This is a genomic window from Ruegeria sp. YTSA108, from assembly GCF_059610185.1.
In genome coordinates this window covers 122688-138097 of sequence record NZ_JBXWND010000005.1, presented here as the reverse complement: position 1 = coordinate 138097, position 15410 = coordinate 122688, and the positions used below count along the sequence as shown (strand labels likewise).

The 15410-nt window shown below is 58.1% G+C and carries 16 protein-coding genes, 1 other RNA gene and 1 riboswitch; of the genes, 6 read left to right on the top strand and 11 right to left on the bottom strand.

All coding sequences use genetic code 11. The features are described 5' to 3' along the window. Window positions 1-14: 14 nt before the first annotated feature. Window positions 15-1475: a MocR-like pyridoxine biosynthesis transcription factor PdxR gene (gene pdxR / locus AC2FHW_RS09420; protein WP_271949733.1), complete on the bottom strand. Its 1461-nt coding sequence runs from the start codon at window positions 1473-1475 to the stop codon at window positions 15-17. Between the two features lie 135 nt (window positions 1476-1610). Between pdxR and AC2FHW_RS09415 the strand changes: the two genes are divergently transcribed. Together AC2FHW_RS09415 and AC2FHW_RS09410 are read left to right on the top strand one after the other, a co-directional pair. Continuing rightward, the gene (locus tag AC2FHW_RS09415; RefSeq protein WP_142637001.1) at window positions 1611-1919 is read left to right on the top strand and encodes an ArsR/SmtB family transcription factor; all 309 of its coding nucleotides are present in this window, start codon (window positions 1611-1613) and stop codon (window positions 1917-1919) included. Next, window positions 1912-2943: a permease gene (locus tag AC2FHW_RS09410; RefSeq protein WP_271949736.1), complete on the top strand. Its 1032-nt coding sequence runs from the start codon at window positions 1912-1914 to the stop codon at window positions 2941-2943. Before AC2FHW_RS09415 ends, AC2FHW_RS09410 begins: the two co-directional genes overlap by 8 nt. A 42-nt stretch (window positions 2944-2985) precedes the next feature. Here the strand turns inward: AC2FHW_RS09410 and AC2FHW_RS09405 are convergent, their stop codons facing one another. Next, the gene (locus tag AC2FHW_RS09405; protein WP_281973090.1) at window positions 2986-3375 is read right to left on the bottom strand and encodes a hypothetical protein; all 390 of its coding nucleotides are present in this window, start codon (window positions 3373-3375) and stop codon (window positions 2986-2988) included. A gap of 51 nt (window positions 3376-3426) precedes the next feature. Beyond that, window positions 3427-4185 carry a DUF1013 domain-containing protein gene (locus AC2FHW_RS09400; protein WP_142636995.1) on the bottom strand — a complete coding sequence of 253 codons (759 nt, stop codon included), beginning with the start codon at window positions 4183-4185 and terminating at the stop codon, window positions 3427-3429. Between the two features lie 130 nt (window positions 4186-4315). Here AC2FHW_RS09400 and AC2FHW_RS09395 point away from each other — a divergent pair, with 130 nt between their 5' ends. After that, window positions 4316-4945, top strand: a complete 630-nt coding sequence (locus tag AC2FHW_RS09395; RefSeq protein WP_496677869.1) for a ribonuclease T2 family protein — start codon at window positions 4316-4318, stop codon at window positions 4943-4945. Window positions 4946-5140: 195 nt separating this feature from the next. On the opposite strand, the gene AC2FHW_RS09390 is transcribed toward AC2FHW_RS09395, so the two are convergent. The 4 genes from AC2FHW_RS09390 to AC2FHW_RS09375 form a co-directional block, all read right to left on the bottom strand. Further along, window positions 5141-5584 carry a thermonuclease family protein gene (locus AC2FHW_RS09390; RefSeq protein ID WP_496708146.1) on the bottom strand — a complete coding sequence of 148 codons (444 nt, stop codon included), beginning with the start codon at window positions 5582-5584 and terminating at the stop codon, window positions 5141-5143. Between the two features lie 163 nt (window positions 5585-5747). Further along, window positions 5748-6341: a recombination mediator RecR gene (recR, locus tag AC2FHW_RS09385; protein ID WP_142636989.1), complete on the bottom strand. Its 594-nt coding sequence runs from the start codon at window positions 6339-6341 to the stop codon at window positions 5748-5750. 64 nt (window positions 6342-6405) lie between these two features. Then, window positions 6406-6750, bottom strand: coding sequence for a YbaB/EbfC family nucleoid-associated protein (locus AC2FHW_RS09380; protein ID WP_142636987.1), 345 nt, complete (start codon window positions 6748-6750; stop codon window positions 6406-6408). Between the two features lie 155 nt (window positions 6751-6905). After that, window positions 6906-8657: a DNA polymerase III subunit gamma/tau gene (locus tag AC2FHW_RS09375; protein ID WP_271949774.1), complete on the bottom strand. Its 1752-nt coding sequence runs from the start codon at window positions 8655-8657 to the stop codon at window positions 6906-6908. 156 nt (window positions 8658-8813) lie between these two features. On the opposite strand from AC2FHW_RS09375, the gene AC2FHW_RS09370 reads away from it, so the two are divergent. Beyond that, a complete protein-coding gene (locus tag AC2FHW_RS09370; protein WP_425595855.1) occupies window positions 8814-9314 on the top strand; it encodes a protein-tyrosine phosphatase family protein in 501 nt (166 codons plus the stop codon). A 1-nt stretch (window position 9315) separates the two neighbouring features. On the opposite strand, the gene AC2FHW_RS09365 is transcribed toward AC2FHW_RS09370, so the two are convergent. Further along, a complete protein-coding gene (locus AC2FHW_RS09365; protein ID WP_282021950.1) occupies window positions 9316-9720 on the bottom strand; it encodes a hypothetical protein in 405 nt (134 codons plus the stop codon). Window positions 9721-9803: 83 nt separating this feature from the next. Beyond that, window positions 9804-10023: riboswitch (cobalamin riboswitch) on the bottom strand. A gap of 139 nt (window positions 10024-10162) precedes the next feature. Between AC2FHW_RS09365 and AC2FHW_RS09360 the strand changes: the two genes are divergently transcribed. Then, entirely contained in the window at window positions 10163-11020 is an 858-nt protein-coding gene (locus AC2FHW_RS09360) for an alpha/beta hydrolase family protein (protein WP_496821824.1), read from the top strand. Between the two features lie 24 nt (window positions 11021-11044). Here AC2FHW_RS09360 and rsgA read toward each other — a convergent pair whose 3' ends face one another. The 3 genes from rsgA to AC2FHW_RS09345 all read right to left on the bottom strand — a co-directional run bounded on the left by rsgA (window position 11045) and on the right by AC2FHW_RS09345 (window position 14211). Next, complete coding sequence (gene rsgA, locus AC2FHW_RS09355; RefSeq protein ID WP_271949782.1) at window positions 11045-12073, bottom strand: ribosome small subunit-dependent GTPase A; 1029 nt, start codon at window positions 12071-12073, stop codon at window positions 11045-11047. A gap of 158 nt (window positions 12074-12231) precedes the next feature. Further along, window positions 12232-12330: signal recognition particle sRNA small type (gene ffs, locus AC2FHW_RS09350), an RNA gene on the bottom strand. Window positions 12331-12369: 39 nt separating this feature from the next. Further along, window positions 12370-14211, bottom strand: coding sequence for a 5'-nucleotidase C-terminal domain-containing protein (locus tag AC2FHW_RS09345; RefSeq protein WP_496821823.1), 1842 nt, complete (start codon window positions 14209-14211; stop codon window positions 12370-12372). A gap of 195 nt (window positions 14212-14406) precedes the next feature. On the opposite strand from AC2FHW_RS09345, the gene nudC reads away from it, so the two are divergent. After that, window positions 14407-15387 carry an NAD(+) diphosphatase gene (gene nudC / locus AC2FHW_RS09340; protein ID WP_496708143.1) on the top strand — a complete coding sequence of 327 codons (981 nt, stop codon included), beginning with the start codon at window positions 14407-14409 and terminating at the stop codon, window positions 15385-15387. Window positions 15388-15410 lie beyond the last annotated feature (23 nt).

The following is a 15410-nucleotide window of genomic DNA, read 5'->3' as shown; positions in this document are numbered from 1 at the left end:
GGTCCAGACGCGGGCTACTGCGTTTGGATGGCATCCGCGATCAGCTTCACGCCCGGAGCGATGCGGTCGGGCGCGATGGATGAGTATCCGAGCCGATAGAAGTTCTGTGGCCTATCCGGCCCTGCGAAAAACGGTGTACCAGGCTCGATGTGAACGCTTTGGTTTTGCAGGCTGCGTGCCAGCTGGGACATGTCGACATGTTCGGGGGCGGACATCCACATCGAAGATCCGCCCATCACACCGCGCCCCGCCACCGACAGCCCGTATTCGTCGATAGCCTTGTCCATTGCCTCCCGCCGCTTGGACAGCTCTTTGGACATGCGCCTGATCTGTGCATCGTAATGTCCCAGAGACAGAAAATACGCTGCCGTGCGCTGAATGTGGCCCGGCGGGTGGCGCAGCACCAAGGAGCGCAGCGCGCGCGCCTCGCGGATAAACGGCTCGGATCCAACCATGTAACCAAGGCGCAATCCAGGGAACAGCGATTTTGAGAAGCTGCCCACATAGATGACACGTCCATCCCGGTCCATGGACTTCAGCGCGGGTGAGGGCGCCCCCAGAAACGCCATTTCGAATTCATAGTCATCCTCGACCACCATTGCGTCCAGATCCCGGGCACGATCCAAAAGTTGGCGGCGACGGGTGATCGGCATGGTTGCGGTTGTCGGGCTCTGATGGCTGGGCGTGGTGAAGATGACATCCGTTTCATCGGGCAGCGCCTCGGGTGGCAGGCCATCCTTGTCCACGCCAATGGGCACGACCGCGCAGTCCCAATGGTTCAACAGGCTGCGCAGCGCATAGTAACAGGGGTCTTCGATGACGGCGGTGTGATTGTGAGTCAGCAGAATGCGCGACGCCAGCCAAAGTGCGTTCTGCGCCCCCAGTGTGATCAATATTTCTTCGGGGCGGGCCGAGATTCCACGGCGGGGCAGAGTGTGGCGGGCGATGAACTCGATCAGCAACGGATCGTCCTGATCGACATAGTCGCGGGTCAGCGATTCGAAATCCTTGTGCCCCAATGCCCGCACTGCGCATAGCCGCCAGTTGGCATGATCGAACAGGGTTCGGTCCGCCTGACCATAGATAAAAGGATAGGTATAGTCCCGCCAATTCCAGGGCTTGGGCAACACATCCGAATCTACAAACCGGCGGGCCAGCGCTTTGTCCCAATCCACGGTCTCAGTGCCCCGTTGGATGGGCGTGTATTTAGGCGGTACTGGCGCATTTTCCGACACATAGTACCCAGATCGGCCCCGGGCCGTCAGGTAGTCATTGGCCAACAGCTCGGTATAAGCCAATGTCACGGTGATCCGGCTGACACCCAGATGGGAGGCCAGTTTACGCGACGAGGGCAGTTTTTCTCCGACATGGAACCGGCCTGACAGGATGCCTTCTGCAATCATCTGCTGAATCTGGGCCTGCAAGGTGCCTTGCCCATTCAGCTCTAGAAAGAACGTATCAACTGATATCCCCATAAGACCTTATAGAGTGGCCTTATTGATTGAGCAATCTGGACTCACGCTCTTTTCACGAATTCTGATCAGAATTTGTTGACGGTAGCTTTCAATACCTCTATATAACTAGAAAACTAGTTTATTGGAGTTGTGGATATGTGGGAAACCGCTGCAGCAGGATTTTCGGCGATGGGGTCAGAGGCGCGACTGAAAGTCCTCAAGACACTCGTTCGCGCCGGAGAGGCCGGGCTCACCGTAGGTGAAATCCAGGAGAGAACCGGCATTGCCCCGTCGACGCTGGCCCATCACCTCCGGTTTCTTGCGGCCGGTGATGTTGTCGAACAGGAAAAGATCGGGCGCACCACGATCAACCGTGCCCGGTATGACCATCTCAGAAACCTCGCGCAGTTCATTCTGTCGGAATGTTGTGCGGACGAAACTGGAAAGGCGGCAAACGATGGCTGACCTTACTCAGAGCCCTCGGGCCCCGTTCAAAGCTGTCTTCGACCTGATCAAAACCCCATGGGCGGTGATTGTCGCCATTCTGATCGCGGTGGCGATACTCGACCCAGGGAATCTAACGGAAGTGATAACATTTGCCGGCAAGGCACTGGCCCATACCGGCCAATATATTCTGTTTGCTGTGCTGCTGTTGTCATACCTCAAGGCCACCGGTGCCGAAGTCATGGTGGCCCGAGCCTTTGAAGGCCGCGAAACGCGGATGATCCTTTTGGCTGCCCTATTTGGCGGGTTGGCCCCATTCTGTTCCTGCGAGGTCATCCCGTTCATTGCTGGTTTACTGGCGCTTGGGGCGCCACTGTCTGCGGTTATGGCGTTCTGGCTCAGCTCTCCGCTGATCGACCCGCCGACGCTATTGATTACGGCTGGCGCATTGGGATGGCCCTTTGCTATCGGAAAAGCCGTAGCCGCAGTGGCACTTGGCCTGTTTGGCGGATTCGTCGTGCGCACCATGACGCGCAGCGGTGTGTTGACCCAACCTTTGCGGAACTACCAACCAACTGGATGCGGCAGTTGTGGACCTAAGCAAGAGGACAAACCGGTCTGGAAATTCTGGCATGACCCTGCGCGCCGGAATAGATTTCGTAGCGAGTTTTTTCGGAACGGCCTGTTCTTGTTGAAATGGCTGGCGCTTGCCTATGTTCTCGAGGCGTTGCTGATCAATTATGTACCCGCTGATCTGATCGCACGCGCGGTCGGAGGAGACGGCGTGTTGCCCATAATCATCGCGGCACTTGTTGGGATGCCGGCCTATCTGAACTCATACGTCGCGCCGCCGCTATTGGCAGGTCTGATGGAGCAGGGGATGAGCGCCGGGGCAGCAATGTCCTTTATGATCGCGGGTGCGGTCAGCTCGATCCCGGCCATGGCTGCGGTATGGTCGCTGGTCAGGCCGAAAGTGTTTGTGACCTATCTGGGCCTGGGGATAGTCGGCGCAGTGATCGCAGGGATCATCTTTCAGATGATCTGAAGGAAAAACCGCCCGGTGTGGACACCGGGCGGTTTTGCTTTGTCAGCTTGCTTCGCAATAGCGCGGAAGTTTGAAGCGATACCTTGGTTCACCGCTTTCCACATAGACCCGCTTTTCGACACAGGCGCTTTGGCCGACGGTCTGGGAAATCGGGGCCTCGGTCGAAGTGATCGACGTCGCGGACCCGTCGGGTAAACGTACCGAGGCAATCACCCCGTTCTTGAGGTCGCCGTTGATAGCGGTGGCGGACAGAACCGGGACGGTCATGAAGGCTTCGTGTTCATGCGTGCCGTCGTCGTTCAGCAACAGCAGGGCTGCGGCAACCGCGATAACGCCTACGACACCGAACGCGAGCAGGCCCCAGGTTCTTAGGAAGGCATAGATTGTCACGGCGCGGTGTGGGCCAAAAATGGCAGACAGTATGTTCAGCATCAGAGTCTCGTCAAAAAAGCCCCGGCCAGTTTGACCGGGGCTGTCTGCGTATCAGAAACGCGGATCGCTTTCGTCTTCATCCTCGGCCTCGCCTTTGGGCAAGTTGAAGAAACTGTCGGCGTCGATGATCGGCTCTTCTTTCTCCTCGGGGGAGTCATCAGACAACGAGAAGGTCTCGAGACCCTCGATCGCCGTTGGAATTTTGGGCGCTGCGTCCATTTCCAGTGACTGCTCGGTCGAAACCAGCTTGCGGCGCTCATCATCGCTCATGACGCCACCTTCAGCGGCTTTCTTGGCGGCGGCTTTCTGCACGATTGCGTCCAGCTCGGACTGTTTACACAAGCCCAGAGCGACGGGGTCAATCGGTTGCATGTTCGAGATGTTCCAGTGCGTCCGCTCGCGGATCGACTGGATGGTCGGCTTGGTGGTGCCGACCAGCTTGGCAATCTGACCGTCGCTGAGTTCGGGGTGGAACTTGACCAGCCACAGGATCGAGTTCGGACGGTCCTGACGCTTGGACAGCGGGGTATAGCGCGGGCCACGACGTTTTTCCTCGCCACTGGCAGCGGGGTTGAACTTGAGCTTCAGCTTGTGCAGCGGGTTGCCCTGCGCCACATCAATCTCTTCCTGCGTAAGCTGGTTGTTGGCGATCGGGTCGAACCCTTTCACGCCAGCGGCCACGTCGCCATCGGCGATGCCCTGCACTTCCAACTCGTGCATTCCTACGAAATCCGCGATCTGCTTGAAGCTGATCGTTGTGTTGTCTACTAGCCATACGGCTGTTGCCTTGGCCATAAGCGGTTTTGCCATCAGCCCGTCTCCTATGCATACATCTTTCCCGTCGCCGGAATTCGGCGGCCCCGTGATCTTGGGGCAGGTTTCCGTTGTCGGGGAACTTGGGCTGTATATAGTCGCGGCAGGGCAAGAAGGGAAGAGGCGAATGCGCTGGCTGGTTCTATGGGTTTTCAGTGCAATGACGGCGCTGGCCGAGGGTGAAAAACCGGGTGAGTTCGACTACTATGTCCTGGCACTTAGCTGGTCGCCGAACTGGTGTGCGCGCGAAGGCGACGCGCGTGGGTCCGATCAATGCGTTGTACGGCATGATCACGGCTGGATTCTACACGGGCTTTGGCCGCAATTCCATCAGGGCTGGCCATCTTATTGTCGAACGGCTGAGGCCCCGCCGACGCGGACCATGACCCGTGAAATGGAAGATATTCAGGGCAGTTCCGGCCTTGCCTGGCATCAGTGGAAGAAGCACGGCACCTGCTCGGGCCTCAGCGCTTCGGACTATTACATCTTGTCGCGGCAGGCCTATAGGTCGGTGGAGCGCCCAAAGGTGTTCCGCCAGTTGGACACATCTGTGAAGCTGCCCGCATCGGTCGTGGAAGAGGCGTTTCTGAAGGCCAATCCGGGCCTGGAGCGCAACATGATCACCGTCACCTGCAAACAAGGCTATATCGAAGAGGTGCGCCTGTGCCTGTCGCGCGAACTTGATCCGGTGCCGTGTGGCCGGGATGTGATCAAGGACTGCGCGGCCAAAGACGCGCTTTTTGATCCGATTCGTTAGGGTTTGCGGTAAAGGCGAGATGGTGGGTAATCGCAACTTCTACGTTGTTGCCACCGCATCCTGTTCAATAGCCAGATCGTGCCGAGGCTAAGGCCTACCTTGCTATTCCAAAGTCCTCAGGGCCACTGCGATACCATAAAGCTAGTCGGAATTGCGTTTCGGTTTTACTTCGGAATGGAACGCGCGCATGTTTCCCTATTGGCGTGCGGCTGCCCGCCAGAGTTTCTTTCGCGCATCGCCCGGCTCTAGATGCGCGTATTCACCGCCGGAAAACTTGGGCCAGTCCAGAGCCAGTCCAAGTTTAACCAATTCTGCGGCGACATCAGTACCATCTGGAAGCGTGCACTTGGCGACGATCCGATCGTAGGAAACCTCTTCTTTGATTTCGGCTGTGATCACCATGCCTTTGCACATCTTGATCAGCGCAAACTTGGATTTCTTGCCCCAGGGATGCTCAAGCTCGGGCGCATCGATTCCGGCAACCCTGATCTTGGTGCCGCTTATCACGATCGTGTCGCCGTCGATTACGTGGCACTTGCCTTTGAGAGTCCGTGTGGTTGGATAAGCCGAGGGCGGCTGCTTTGACGGAACCGGTCGTGCTCCGGTGATCGCAGGTCGTTTAGTTGGTTGGAAGGGCACCACCCTGGATCGTTTGCGCGATGATCCGAACAGGGCCTTCAATATATATCTCAACATATGAAAAACGCATTCTAAATCTGCTTAATCGATGCGTAGAATGTTAGGCTGGATACAGTATTTGTGTAAACTTGATATTTGAATTCGACCAAGTGTCGAAGCTCAACTACAACTCCTTCCGCGCCCTCAGCGCCGCCGTAATCGTCCCGTCATCCAGGTAGTCCAACTCGCCGCCAATCGGCACGCCCTGCGCCAGCGAGGTCAGGCGCACCTGCCCGTCCAGTTGATCGGCTATATAGTGCGCGGTGGTCTGGCCATCGACAGTGGCGTTCAGCGCCAGAATGACTTCGGTGATCCCCTCGGCTGTGACCCGATCCTTGAGGCGAGGAATGCGCAGCTCATCCGGGCCGACTCCATCTAATGCCGACAAGGTGCCGCCCAGCACGTGATAGCGGCCTTTGAAAACCGCTGCGCGTTCCATCGCCCAAAGGTCGGCGACGTCTTCGACGACGCACAGCTCTCCGGTCGCGCGGACTTCGCTATCGCAGATGTCGCAGATATCCGAAGTGCCTACATTGCCGCAATTCAGGCACTCACGGGCAGTGATGGCAACCTGTTGCATCGCGTCCGCAAGCGGTGTCAGCAGAAGGGCGCGTTTGCGGATCAGATGCAGCACTGCGCGACGGGCCGAACGTGGGCCGAGGCCTGGCAGTTTGGCCATCAGGTCGATCAGATTGTCGATATCGCTGTTCGAACTCACTGCGCTTGCTCCTGCATAAGGGCCGGGCAGTTGGGCCCGGCCGGTATTTCGTCTGGAGTGCCTATCAGAACGGCAGCTTGATGTCTGCGGGCAGGCCCATACCTTCGGTCAGCTTAGCCATCTCAGCCTGCGACCGTTCTGCGGCCTTGGCCTGAGCATCTTTGACGGCGGCCAGGATCAGATCTTCGACCACTTCCTTGTCGTCGCCGTTAAAGATTGACGGGTCGATATCGAGACCTTTCAGCTCTCCCTTGGCCGTGGCTGTTGCCTTGACCAGCCCTGCACCGGATTCGCCGACAACCATGATGGTATTCAGCTCTTCCTGCATATCCGTCATCTTGGTCTGTAGATCCTGCGCGGATTTCATCATCTTGGCCATGTCACCCAGGCCGCCGAGTCCTTTGAGCATCGGTATTCTCCTAATATCCGGTTTGACGCCTAAATACGGGCGCGGTCGGCGCGGCACAAGGGCCGAGCTGGCTCCCGCCCGTCGTCAAGGCCTTTGGCAAGACCTTTCCTCTCGTTGGGCCCGGGAGGTTTCCTGTTGGGTAAGGCGGGACGGTTTCAGTCTTCCTCGAACGGGTCCCATTCGTCTTCGACCTCGGGCAGCGCCTCGGTTTCCACCTTGGCGGCACGTTCTTCCGGTGTTTCAATCCGCTTGATGCGTGCCTTCGGAAATTGCATGAGCACCGCCTGAACCAATGGGTGTTTCTCAGCCTCTGCTTTCAACGCCAGCTCGGCGGCGTCTCGAATCTCGGCGATGGTCGCAACCTCACCATCGGCTACAATCGACACAGCCCAGCGGTTGCCAGTCCATCGTTGCAGCGACGAACCCAGTCTCGCTGCCAGATCTGTGGGTGCGTTCTGTGTCGGGGTGAATTCGATCCGCCCCGGTTGGTAAGAAACCAGCCGCACCCCGTTTTCGACCTCGACCAGAAGTTTCACATCCCGATTGGTGCGGATCAATTCAACCACGTGGTCAAAACTCGGATACCGTGCCAGCGCCGATTGGATATCATGGGCCAGAGCGGCCGACGGCGCGCCGGCGGGGCTGCTAGTTGCGGATACGTAAGAAGATGATGCCGCTGGTACCGGAGCCTGAGAGGGCACGGCCATACCACCGCCAGGACCGCCATTCGGAGGCGGAGGCGGGTTGTCCTGCAGGCGCTTGATCAGCTCTTCGGGGCTGGGCAAGTCGGCAACATGGGTCAGGCGGATAACGGCCATTTCAGCAGCCATCATGGCATTTGGCGCGGCCGATACCTCTTCCAGCGCTTTCAGCAACATCTGCCACATCCGGGTCAAAACGCGCATTGGCAGGGCCTCGGCCATTTGCTGACCACGGGCACGTTCATCAGGGGAAACCGTCGGGTCCTCGGCTGCGTCTGGCGTGATCTTTACAACCGAAACCCAGTGCGTGATTTCGGCCAGGTCACGCAGCACGGATAGCGGATCGGCCCCTTCGGCATATTGCCCGCCCAATTCAGTCAGCGCGCTTGCTGCATCCCCTCGCAGGATCATTTCCATCAAGTCCAATACCCGGCCCCGGTCGGCCAGACCCAGCATCGCGCGCACTTGATCTGCGCTGGTTTCACCGGCCCCATGGCTGATTGCCTGATCCAGCAGCGATGTTGCGTCGCGCGCCGACCCTTCGGCCGCGCGGGTGATCAGCGCCAGGGCATCCTCCGCGATCTGCGCCTTCTCAGCCGCTGCAATCTTATTGAGCAGGCCAATCATGTCCTCGGGTTCGATCCGGCGCAGGTCAAATCGTTGGCACCGCGACAGAACAGTCACCGGGACTTTGCGGATTTCGGTCGTGGCAAAGATGAACTTCACATGCGCAGGAGGTTCTTCCAACGTCTTGAGCAGCGCGTTGAACGCGCTGGTCGAAAGCATGTGAACTTCGTCGATGATGTAGATCTTATAGCGCGCACTGGCGGCACGATAGCGCACCGAGTCGATGATTTCGCGAATGTCATTTACGCCGGTGCGGCTGGCGGCGTCCATCTCCATCACATCGACATGGCGGCCTTCCATGATGGCGACGCAATGTTCGCACTGGCCGCAAGGTTCGGTCGTGGGCTTGCCTTGCCCATCAGGACCGATGCAGTTCATGCCCTTGGCGATGATCCGGGCCGTGGTCGTCTTACCGGTGCCGCGGATGCCAGTCATGATGAAGGCTTGCGCAATCCGGTCGGCCTCGAACGCGTTTTTCAGCGTGCGCACCATTGCGTTCTGACCGACGAGGTCAGCAAAAGTTTCCGGGCGGTATTTCCGCGCGAGAACCTGATAGGCGGGGCTGGGCGTGTCGGTCATGTCTGCTCTGTTGGATTCGTGTCAGGTTTGCAGCGTAGAGACCCCCGCCGTCCGCGTCCACCGCGCGCGAAAAGGAATTTCGTTTTGGCAAGTTGTATCAGAGCCGGTAAATCATGAGGGGCTTTAGCCCCATGTGGTGATGCAGGAAAAGGAGCTGTGTTGGAGAGTTTTGCAATTCACCCTCTTGGATTGGGTAAAGGGCAGATCGCTCTGTGCCCACTGCCGGGTGTCACGGGCGATTATGCTGGGGATTTCGCAGTAATCCGGGATTGGGCGCCGGACCTGGTCATCTCGATGACTACTCTGGATGAGTTCCAGCATTCCGGCGCGCGTTCATTCGAGGCGGACCTGCAGTGCGAACGGATTGCCTGGGTCCACCTTCCGGTCTCCGATTTCGGCGCCCCCACGCCTGAGGTTGAGGCGCTTTGGCCGCAAGCCAGCGCCGCCGCCCAACATGTCCTTGCCAGTGGCGGCAAGGTGCTGGTGCATTGCCGCGGTGGGTGCGGACGCTCGGGGATGGTTGTGATGCGGCTAATGGTGGAATGCGGCGAAGCGCCTGACCAAGCGCTTCGGCGGTTGCGTGCAGTGCGGCCCTGCGCGGTGGAAACCGACGCGCAAAAGGACTGGGCCGGGTTGCCGGCCCGAACCCTTCCCTGAATCAGGCAGACACTTGATACGGAATACTGTCGCTGCGCGGCGGCAGGATCGATACGTCGAGCATCGCACAGGGTGGTTCTGACAGAAAACCAGCGGATTTCTGGATGAACTCCGGCCCGAACATCATGTCGCCATAGGCGTCCAGCTTTTCTGTCGGCGTGTCTGTGCTGGTGCCGCAATAGACCCTGATCTGTTCTGATTGGGCCCGAAAACGGGCCGTGCAGCCTTCGGTGCAATGGGTCAGATCGCTGGTACCTTCGACCTCGAATGTTTTGGATGTCGCAGGCCTTGCCGTCGCCATCGCCTCGGCCATGGCGCGTGCCATTCGGGCAAGGGCGGGGCAGGGTTTCCCGGTCCTCTGACAGACGGTTGCGGTGAATTCGTGTGTTTTTGTCTTCCAGATCATAATGCGCCCTCCGCGCGCAGGACGAAGGGTGAGGATCAGGTTTGACAGCGCGCTGACGACCTGCCCGGACACCCCGCCCGAGTTTCGGTTTCGATACGATGGCAGGTCTCCTGACTTGCGGGTCGTCGCTTTGCCGACCTTCCCAGCCCTGGGGCCAGTGGTATTTCGGCATTGCTCACCGCTTACAGTTGCGGGGGCAGTCGCGGAGTTGGCCCTTTCCGGCATCGCCGGGGCAGACCGCACCGTGTTCCCTTTTCATCCCGCCCCATTTCCGGGGCAAGAACCATCACCACATCGCTAGCGGCTATGCAGACCCCGAGTCAAGCCACCTGTTGGGGTTCAAACCGGACGTTTGGTCATCTTGATGAAATCTTGACTCTGGTGGCCGAAATCGGGCCGATTGTTGAGTGAACCGAGTAGTTCAGAATTTGTCGGAAGCGCCATGCTTGATACCACGCCCTGCGTCCAGACTAAGGACTTTGATTTTGCCTCAGGCTCTGCCAGCCTGTCGGCGCGGCTGTATCTGCCTGAAACCGAGCCGAAGGTCGCCGTGGTGATTCACAGCGCAACTGCAGTGCCGCGCGAATATTACCAGCATTTTGCCCGTTGGCTGGCCGCCGAACAGGGTATGGCCTGTCTGACCTATGACTACAGCGATTTCGGGCATTCGCTGCGCGACAAACTCAAAACCTCTGAGGTGACCATGGCGGATTGGGCCTTGGTCGACATGCCCGCCGCACGGGCTGAGATGCGCAGGCGGTTCCCGGACGCTTTGCAGTGGAGCATCGGTCATTCCCTTGGCGGCTTGCTGGGGCCGGTGCAGCCAGACATTGATCAGATCGACCGGATGATCTGTGTATGTTCGGGGCTGGTTACTCTGTCCGACCATCCCTGGCCCTATCGCGGGCTGGCGTGGATGTTCTGGCATGTGCATGGGCGTCTGGCAGTGAATGCGCTGGGCTATCTGCCGGGCAAAGCGGTGGGGATCGGTGCCGATTTGCCTGGTCCGGTCTATTGGCAATGGCGTAGCTGGTGCACGGCGCCGCAGAATTATGTGCCGCAGATCGGTGACGCTCTGCCCGAAGCGAGATGGGCGCAATCGAATACGCCGGTGGACCTGTTCACCTTCGAGGACGACCAGATGGTGCCGCCAGACGCTGTCTGGCGGCTTGCCGATCTGTATGGACCAAAGGCGCGGCGACATCTGTTGTCTCCGAATGAATTCGGAGCGCCTGAGATCGGTCATATTGGCGCTTTTGCCCGCAGAAACCGGGCGGTTTGGCCCCGGTTGATTGCCTGAAAACGAGGCGCCTTTCTGTCACGCTCAGTGTCTGCTGCGGGACTTTTTGTCATTCATGACGGATCGCACCATTTTGCCAAAGGCTTTGTCACGTGCCCGTGACTGCGCGAGGGTTTCGGAATTCCTCTGATCTTCGCGCCGAAGCTTGTGCCAGCGCGCCAGCCGGTCGGGCTCAAGCACGCCATTGGCAATCGCCTCCTGCACAGCACAACCGGGTTCGGCCTGGTGCTGGCAATCTGAGAACCGGCACCTTGCAGCCAATTCAAGAAGGTCTGAGAAAACCTCATCCACGCCGTCTTGGGCTTCCATCAAACGCAGGGCGCGCATTCCTGGCGTATCAATCAGCCACCCCCCGTTTCGCATCGGGTGAAGCGCACGATGGGTCGTGGTGTGGCGACCCCGTGCGTCATCCTCGCGGATCCCCGCCGTTGTCCCGGCCTGACCAGTCATGGCGTTCGCCAATGTGGTTTTGCCGACACCGGATGAGCCGACCAAAGCAGCAGTTTGCCCGGCAGGGCACCAGGACAGGATCGGATCAATCTCTGACGCCTCCAGCGCGTTGACGGTTAGAACGGTCAGAAACCGAACCAGCGAACTGGCCTGACTGGCATAGCTCTCTGGGTCAGGGCAGCTGTCGGCCTTGGTCAGGACAACAACCGGATAGCACCCGGCCTGATGCGCCAGTGCCAGATAACGTTCAAGCCGGGCCAGATTGAAATCGGCATTGCAGGAACTGACGATATACAGCACGTCCACATTCGCCGCGATCAGCTGAACCTGCGCACCGGTGCCTGCGGCCCGGCGTTGCAAGAGGCTTTTGCGCTCCAAAAGATGCCGAATGCGGTTTTGATCATCCGCAAGGACCCAATCGCCAACCGCAAATTCGCCGGTTGATCGGTCAGGGGTCAGATCAGATGTGCCGCCAAGCGCATTCAGGCCGATCAGGCGATCACGATGGACGGCGTTGATGCGATGCGGTGTGCAGGTAGGGTTCACAGCATGTTGGGCTGCAAAATGAGAGGACCATCCCAGGTCCGAAAGTGTTTTGGACATTGTTCTGCCTGTGTTCAGATACAGGAAACCATCAGGGTGGCAGACGCGCACCCATCGGTAACATGTTCAGGCAAGAGCGGGTGTTAGTCCCGGAAACGCTCTGCCCGAAGGGTCATTGCTACAATCATAAAGTCCCTCCTGCGGCAGTCGTTGCGCGTAAGTGAGAGGTTGGACATCGACCCAAGCGGGGCTCGTTGTGGCTGCTTCCTTCCGGATCTGACCAGGTTGGCGAGGCGCTCGCCCGCGCCAACCTCTCGAGGGTGGATATAGGCAGTTGGCCGGAAAAACACAACCCGTCAGAAGGTCAGAAGAATCCGTAAAAAGCCATTTTCGTCGGTTCCAAGGACTTGTGGATCAAATTCCTGAATGTCCTGCAGATGTCGGTGGGCATTTGGACCGGTGCGTAAGATCGCCTGCGTACCAGTGTTACTGGTGATTCTGAAGGGTTCCTGGGCCTCTTCCAGCGGATCGCTGACCAAGGTGCCTGACAGATAATCCAGCAGGGCTTGCTGGACCGGCAGGATGGGCATGTCGATACGTTGCGCATTACCCGCAAATGGGAAATGCCCGCCCCCGCTGGCGCGATAATTGTTAAGCGCGACGGCAAATTGCTGATCCGGTGCAATGAGGGTGGCACCGACCAGAACCTCTGAAACGCGCCGGTATTCGGCGTTGATCAAGGTGCCCATATCGTCGAAACGCGGAGGTTGTGTCAGATCAATTCTGCAGGACAGCCCGTATAGCACATCAAAGTTGTGACCCACCCGATTTTCGCAAATAAGTTCGGATGCAGATCCGGTCGAAATCTGGTTGAAAACAGCTGCGGACATCTCAAGCCAGTCCACGATTTGATCACCGGATACAATGACACCCAGCAATTCGTTTGGAAAAACATGCAGGTCAACCACGTTACGCAGGAATATCTCGCCAGGCTTAACATCCGTATAGAATCGCGGCCCGGCCCGACCGCCGAATTTCGAAGGTGAAACCGCCGATAAAATCGGAATGTCTGCCAGGTCGGTTTCGGACATACACAGACGTAACGCGGCAGCCTGGGCGGCGGCGACCAGCCTCAGCCCACGGTCCTCGGTGCAAAAGCTGAAATAGCTGTGCAGATGGTGCGGGGTGCGCCCGACCGGCTGGCCCGCTCGCCTGCGGGTTTCGGCATGACCCGAGGAAAACAGATGCAACAATTCCGGATCTTCAGGCGCCAGTGATACGATTTCGTCGGGATGCCCCGCAGATATCGGTCGCAGCGTCGCCTGGGCTTCGCCAGCGGTCCAGCCGCCGCGCTCTGCCGAGTGAAGCTTCAGGTCGATCACCCCCAGATGTGATCCGGCCGTTCCGGGTAAGACAACTGGTTTGCCATGCACCAGAGTGTTTTCAGAGCCGGCCTTGGCGGGATAGGTCAAATGGGAATGACCAGCAATTATTGCGTCGATACCTTCGATTTCGGCTAGCGGAATAATCGCGTTTTCCATATTCCGTTGTGACCTGTCCGGTCCGAAACCGGTATGGGCCAACGCGATGATCAGGTCGCAATTTTCGTCTTGGAGCTTTCTGACTTTGTTTGCCGCACAAGTCAGGATGTCCTGAGTGGTAAGGGTGTCGTGCAGCTTGTGCGCCTCCCATTGCGCTGTCTGAGGCGGGAGGACCGAAAAAACCCCAATTTTCAAGGCCATAGGTGTCGGCGAGCCAGGGATCTGTTTGTGCAAAATGACATGATCTTGCCAGATCTGAGGCCCATTCGTGCGCAAGGCATTGCTGCTGAGCACAGGGCAGGGGGCGTCAGAGATAACGTGCTGTAAGAATTGAAGCCCGAATCCGAAGTCGTGGTTTCCCAGGCCAATCGCGTCATATCCCAGGCTGCCGAAGGCCTGCATCAGGATGTGCGGCGCATTGGCGGGATCGGCAGCCCAATCCCCCAACGGTGTACCCTGCAGAGCGTCTCCGTTGTCGAAGAGCAAGACGATATCTCCGTCTGCCTCAGCCTCGTTCCGCGCCTGCCGGATCAGGCTGGCCGTTCGGGTCAATCCGATCGTAGGTTCGTCTTGATCCGCGTAATAATCAAAACTGCACAGGTTCATGTGCAGATCGGTGGTCGCCAAAATCCGGATACCTACAGACTGATCAGACAAATGCGAAATTGTTTTTAATACTCTACTTTTGGCAGTTTTATGAATAACAACTTCAACAAAAAGCATAGTAAGTGCAAATTTTTTTATGCACTTGCGGTAATTTGACGGGATCGCCTCGGTTTTCGGTCGTGGAATTGTCGTTGCAACACCGAAGCTGTCATGGCAGCCCTGTGCAGGCGAACCAGAGGAATTTAAATGAAGAACGCGGAACAGATAACGTTTGGTGGATCAGGGCTGGATCGTGCCGCACATCTTCGCGGAGACGTCGACACGATGGCAGCAGCGCGAGCACATCCGAAAGCGAAATGCCTGTTGCTGTGGCGCGGAAAGCTGCTGGTTCAAGGAGAGGCCCTTGATCAACTCTGCTTGTTACCTGTCTTGCATGAGCTGATCGCAAATGGTCCCGGTGGGATCGTCCCAGCGCCAGTATTGCTTGGTCTCTCGGATGAAGTTCCGGTTTTTGCCTTTGATATATCCGATTGGATGCCCGAGGGCGTTGACCTGTCCGAGCTTGGGGCATTCTTCGACCGATCAGAGCAACAGCACCCGGATTTGCCTGAAGGTCAGGTTTTTGTCGAATTGCGCCGCATCATGGCGCGCCTTTCCCCACGTGATGCCGAACTTTCGGCTTCCGCCAAGGCGGTCATCGCCTGGCATGAAACCCATAGGTTTTGCGCCCGTTGCGGCGCCGCCAGCGAGATGTCGCAAGCAGGATGGCAACGTAGTTGCCCGTCGTGTGGGGGGCAGCATTTCCCACGCACCGACCCGGTCGTCATCATGTTGATCACATATGGGAATTCGGTGCTGATGGGGCGATCCCCGGGATGGCCTGAAGGGATGTATTCGCTACTGGCCGGATTTGTCGAACCCGGAGAAACGCTGGAAGCGGCGGTGCGCAGAGAGGTGATGGAAGAGGCCGGTGTCCCCGTCGGGCAAGTAACCTATCTTTCCAGCCAGCCCTGGCCCTTTCCGGCGTCACTGATGTTTGGCTGTGCAGGCGAGGCATTGTCGCAAGAAATCACTATAGATCCGGTTGAAATCGAAGACGCGATATGGGTGGATAAGGCTGAAATGATGCAGGTCTTTGCTGGGGAACATCCCAGCCTTCTGCCAGCGCGCAAAGGCGCGATTGCGCATTTTCTGCTGCAAAACTGGCTTGCAGATACGCTCGACTGACAAAATACTGGGCGAATAGGCAA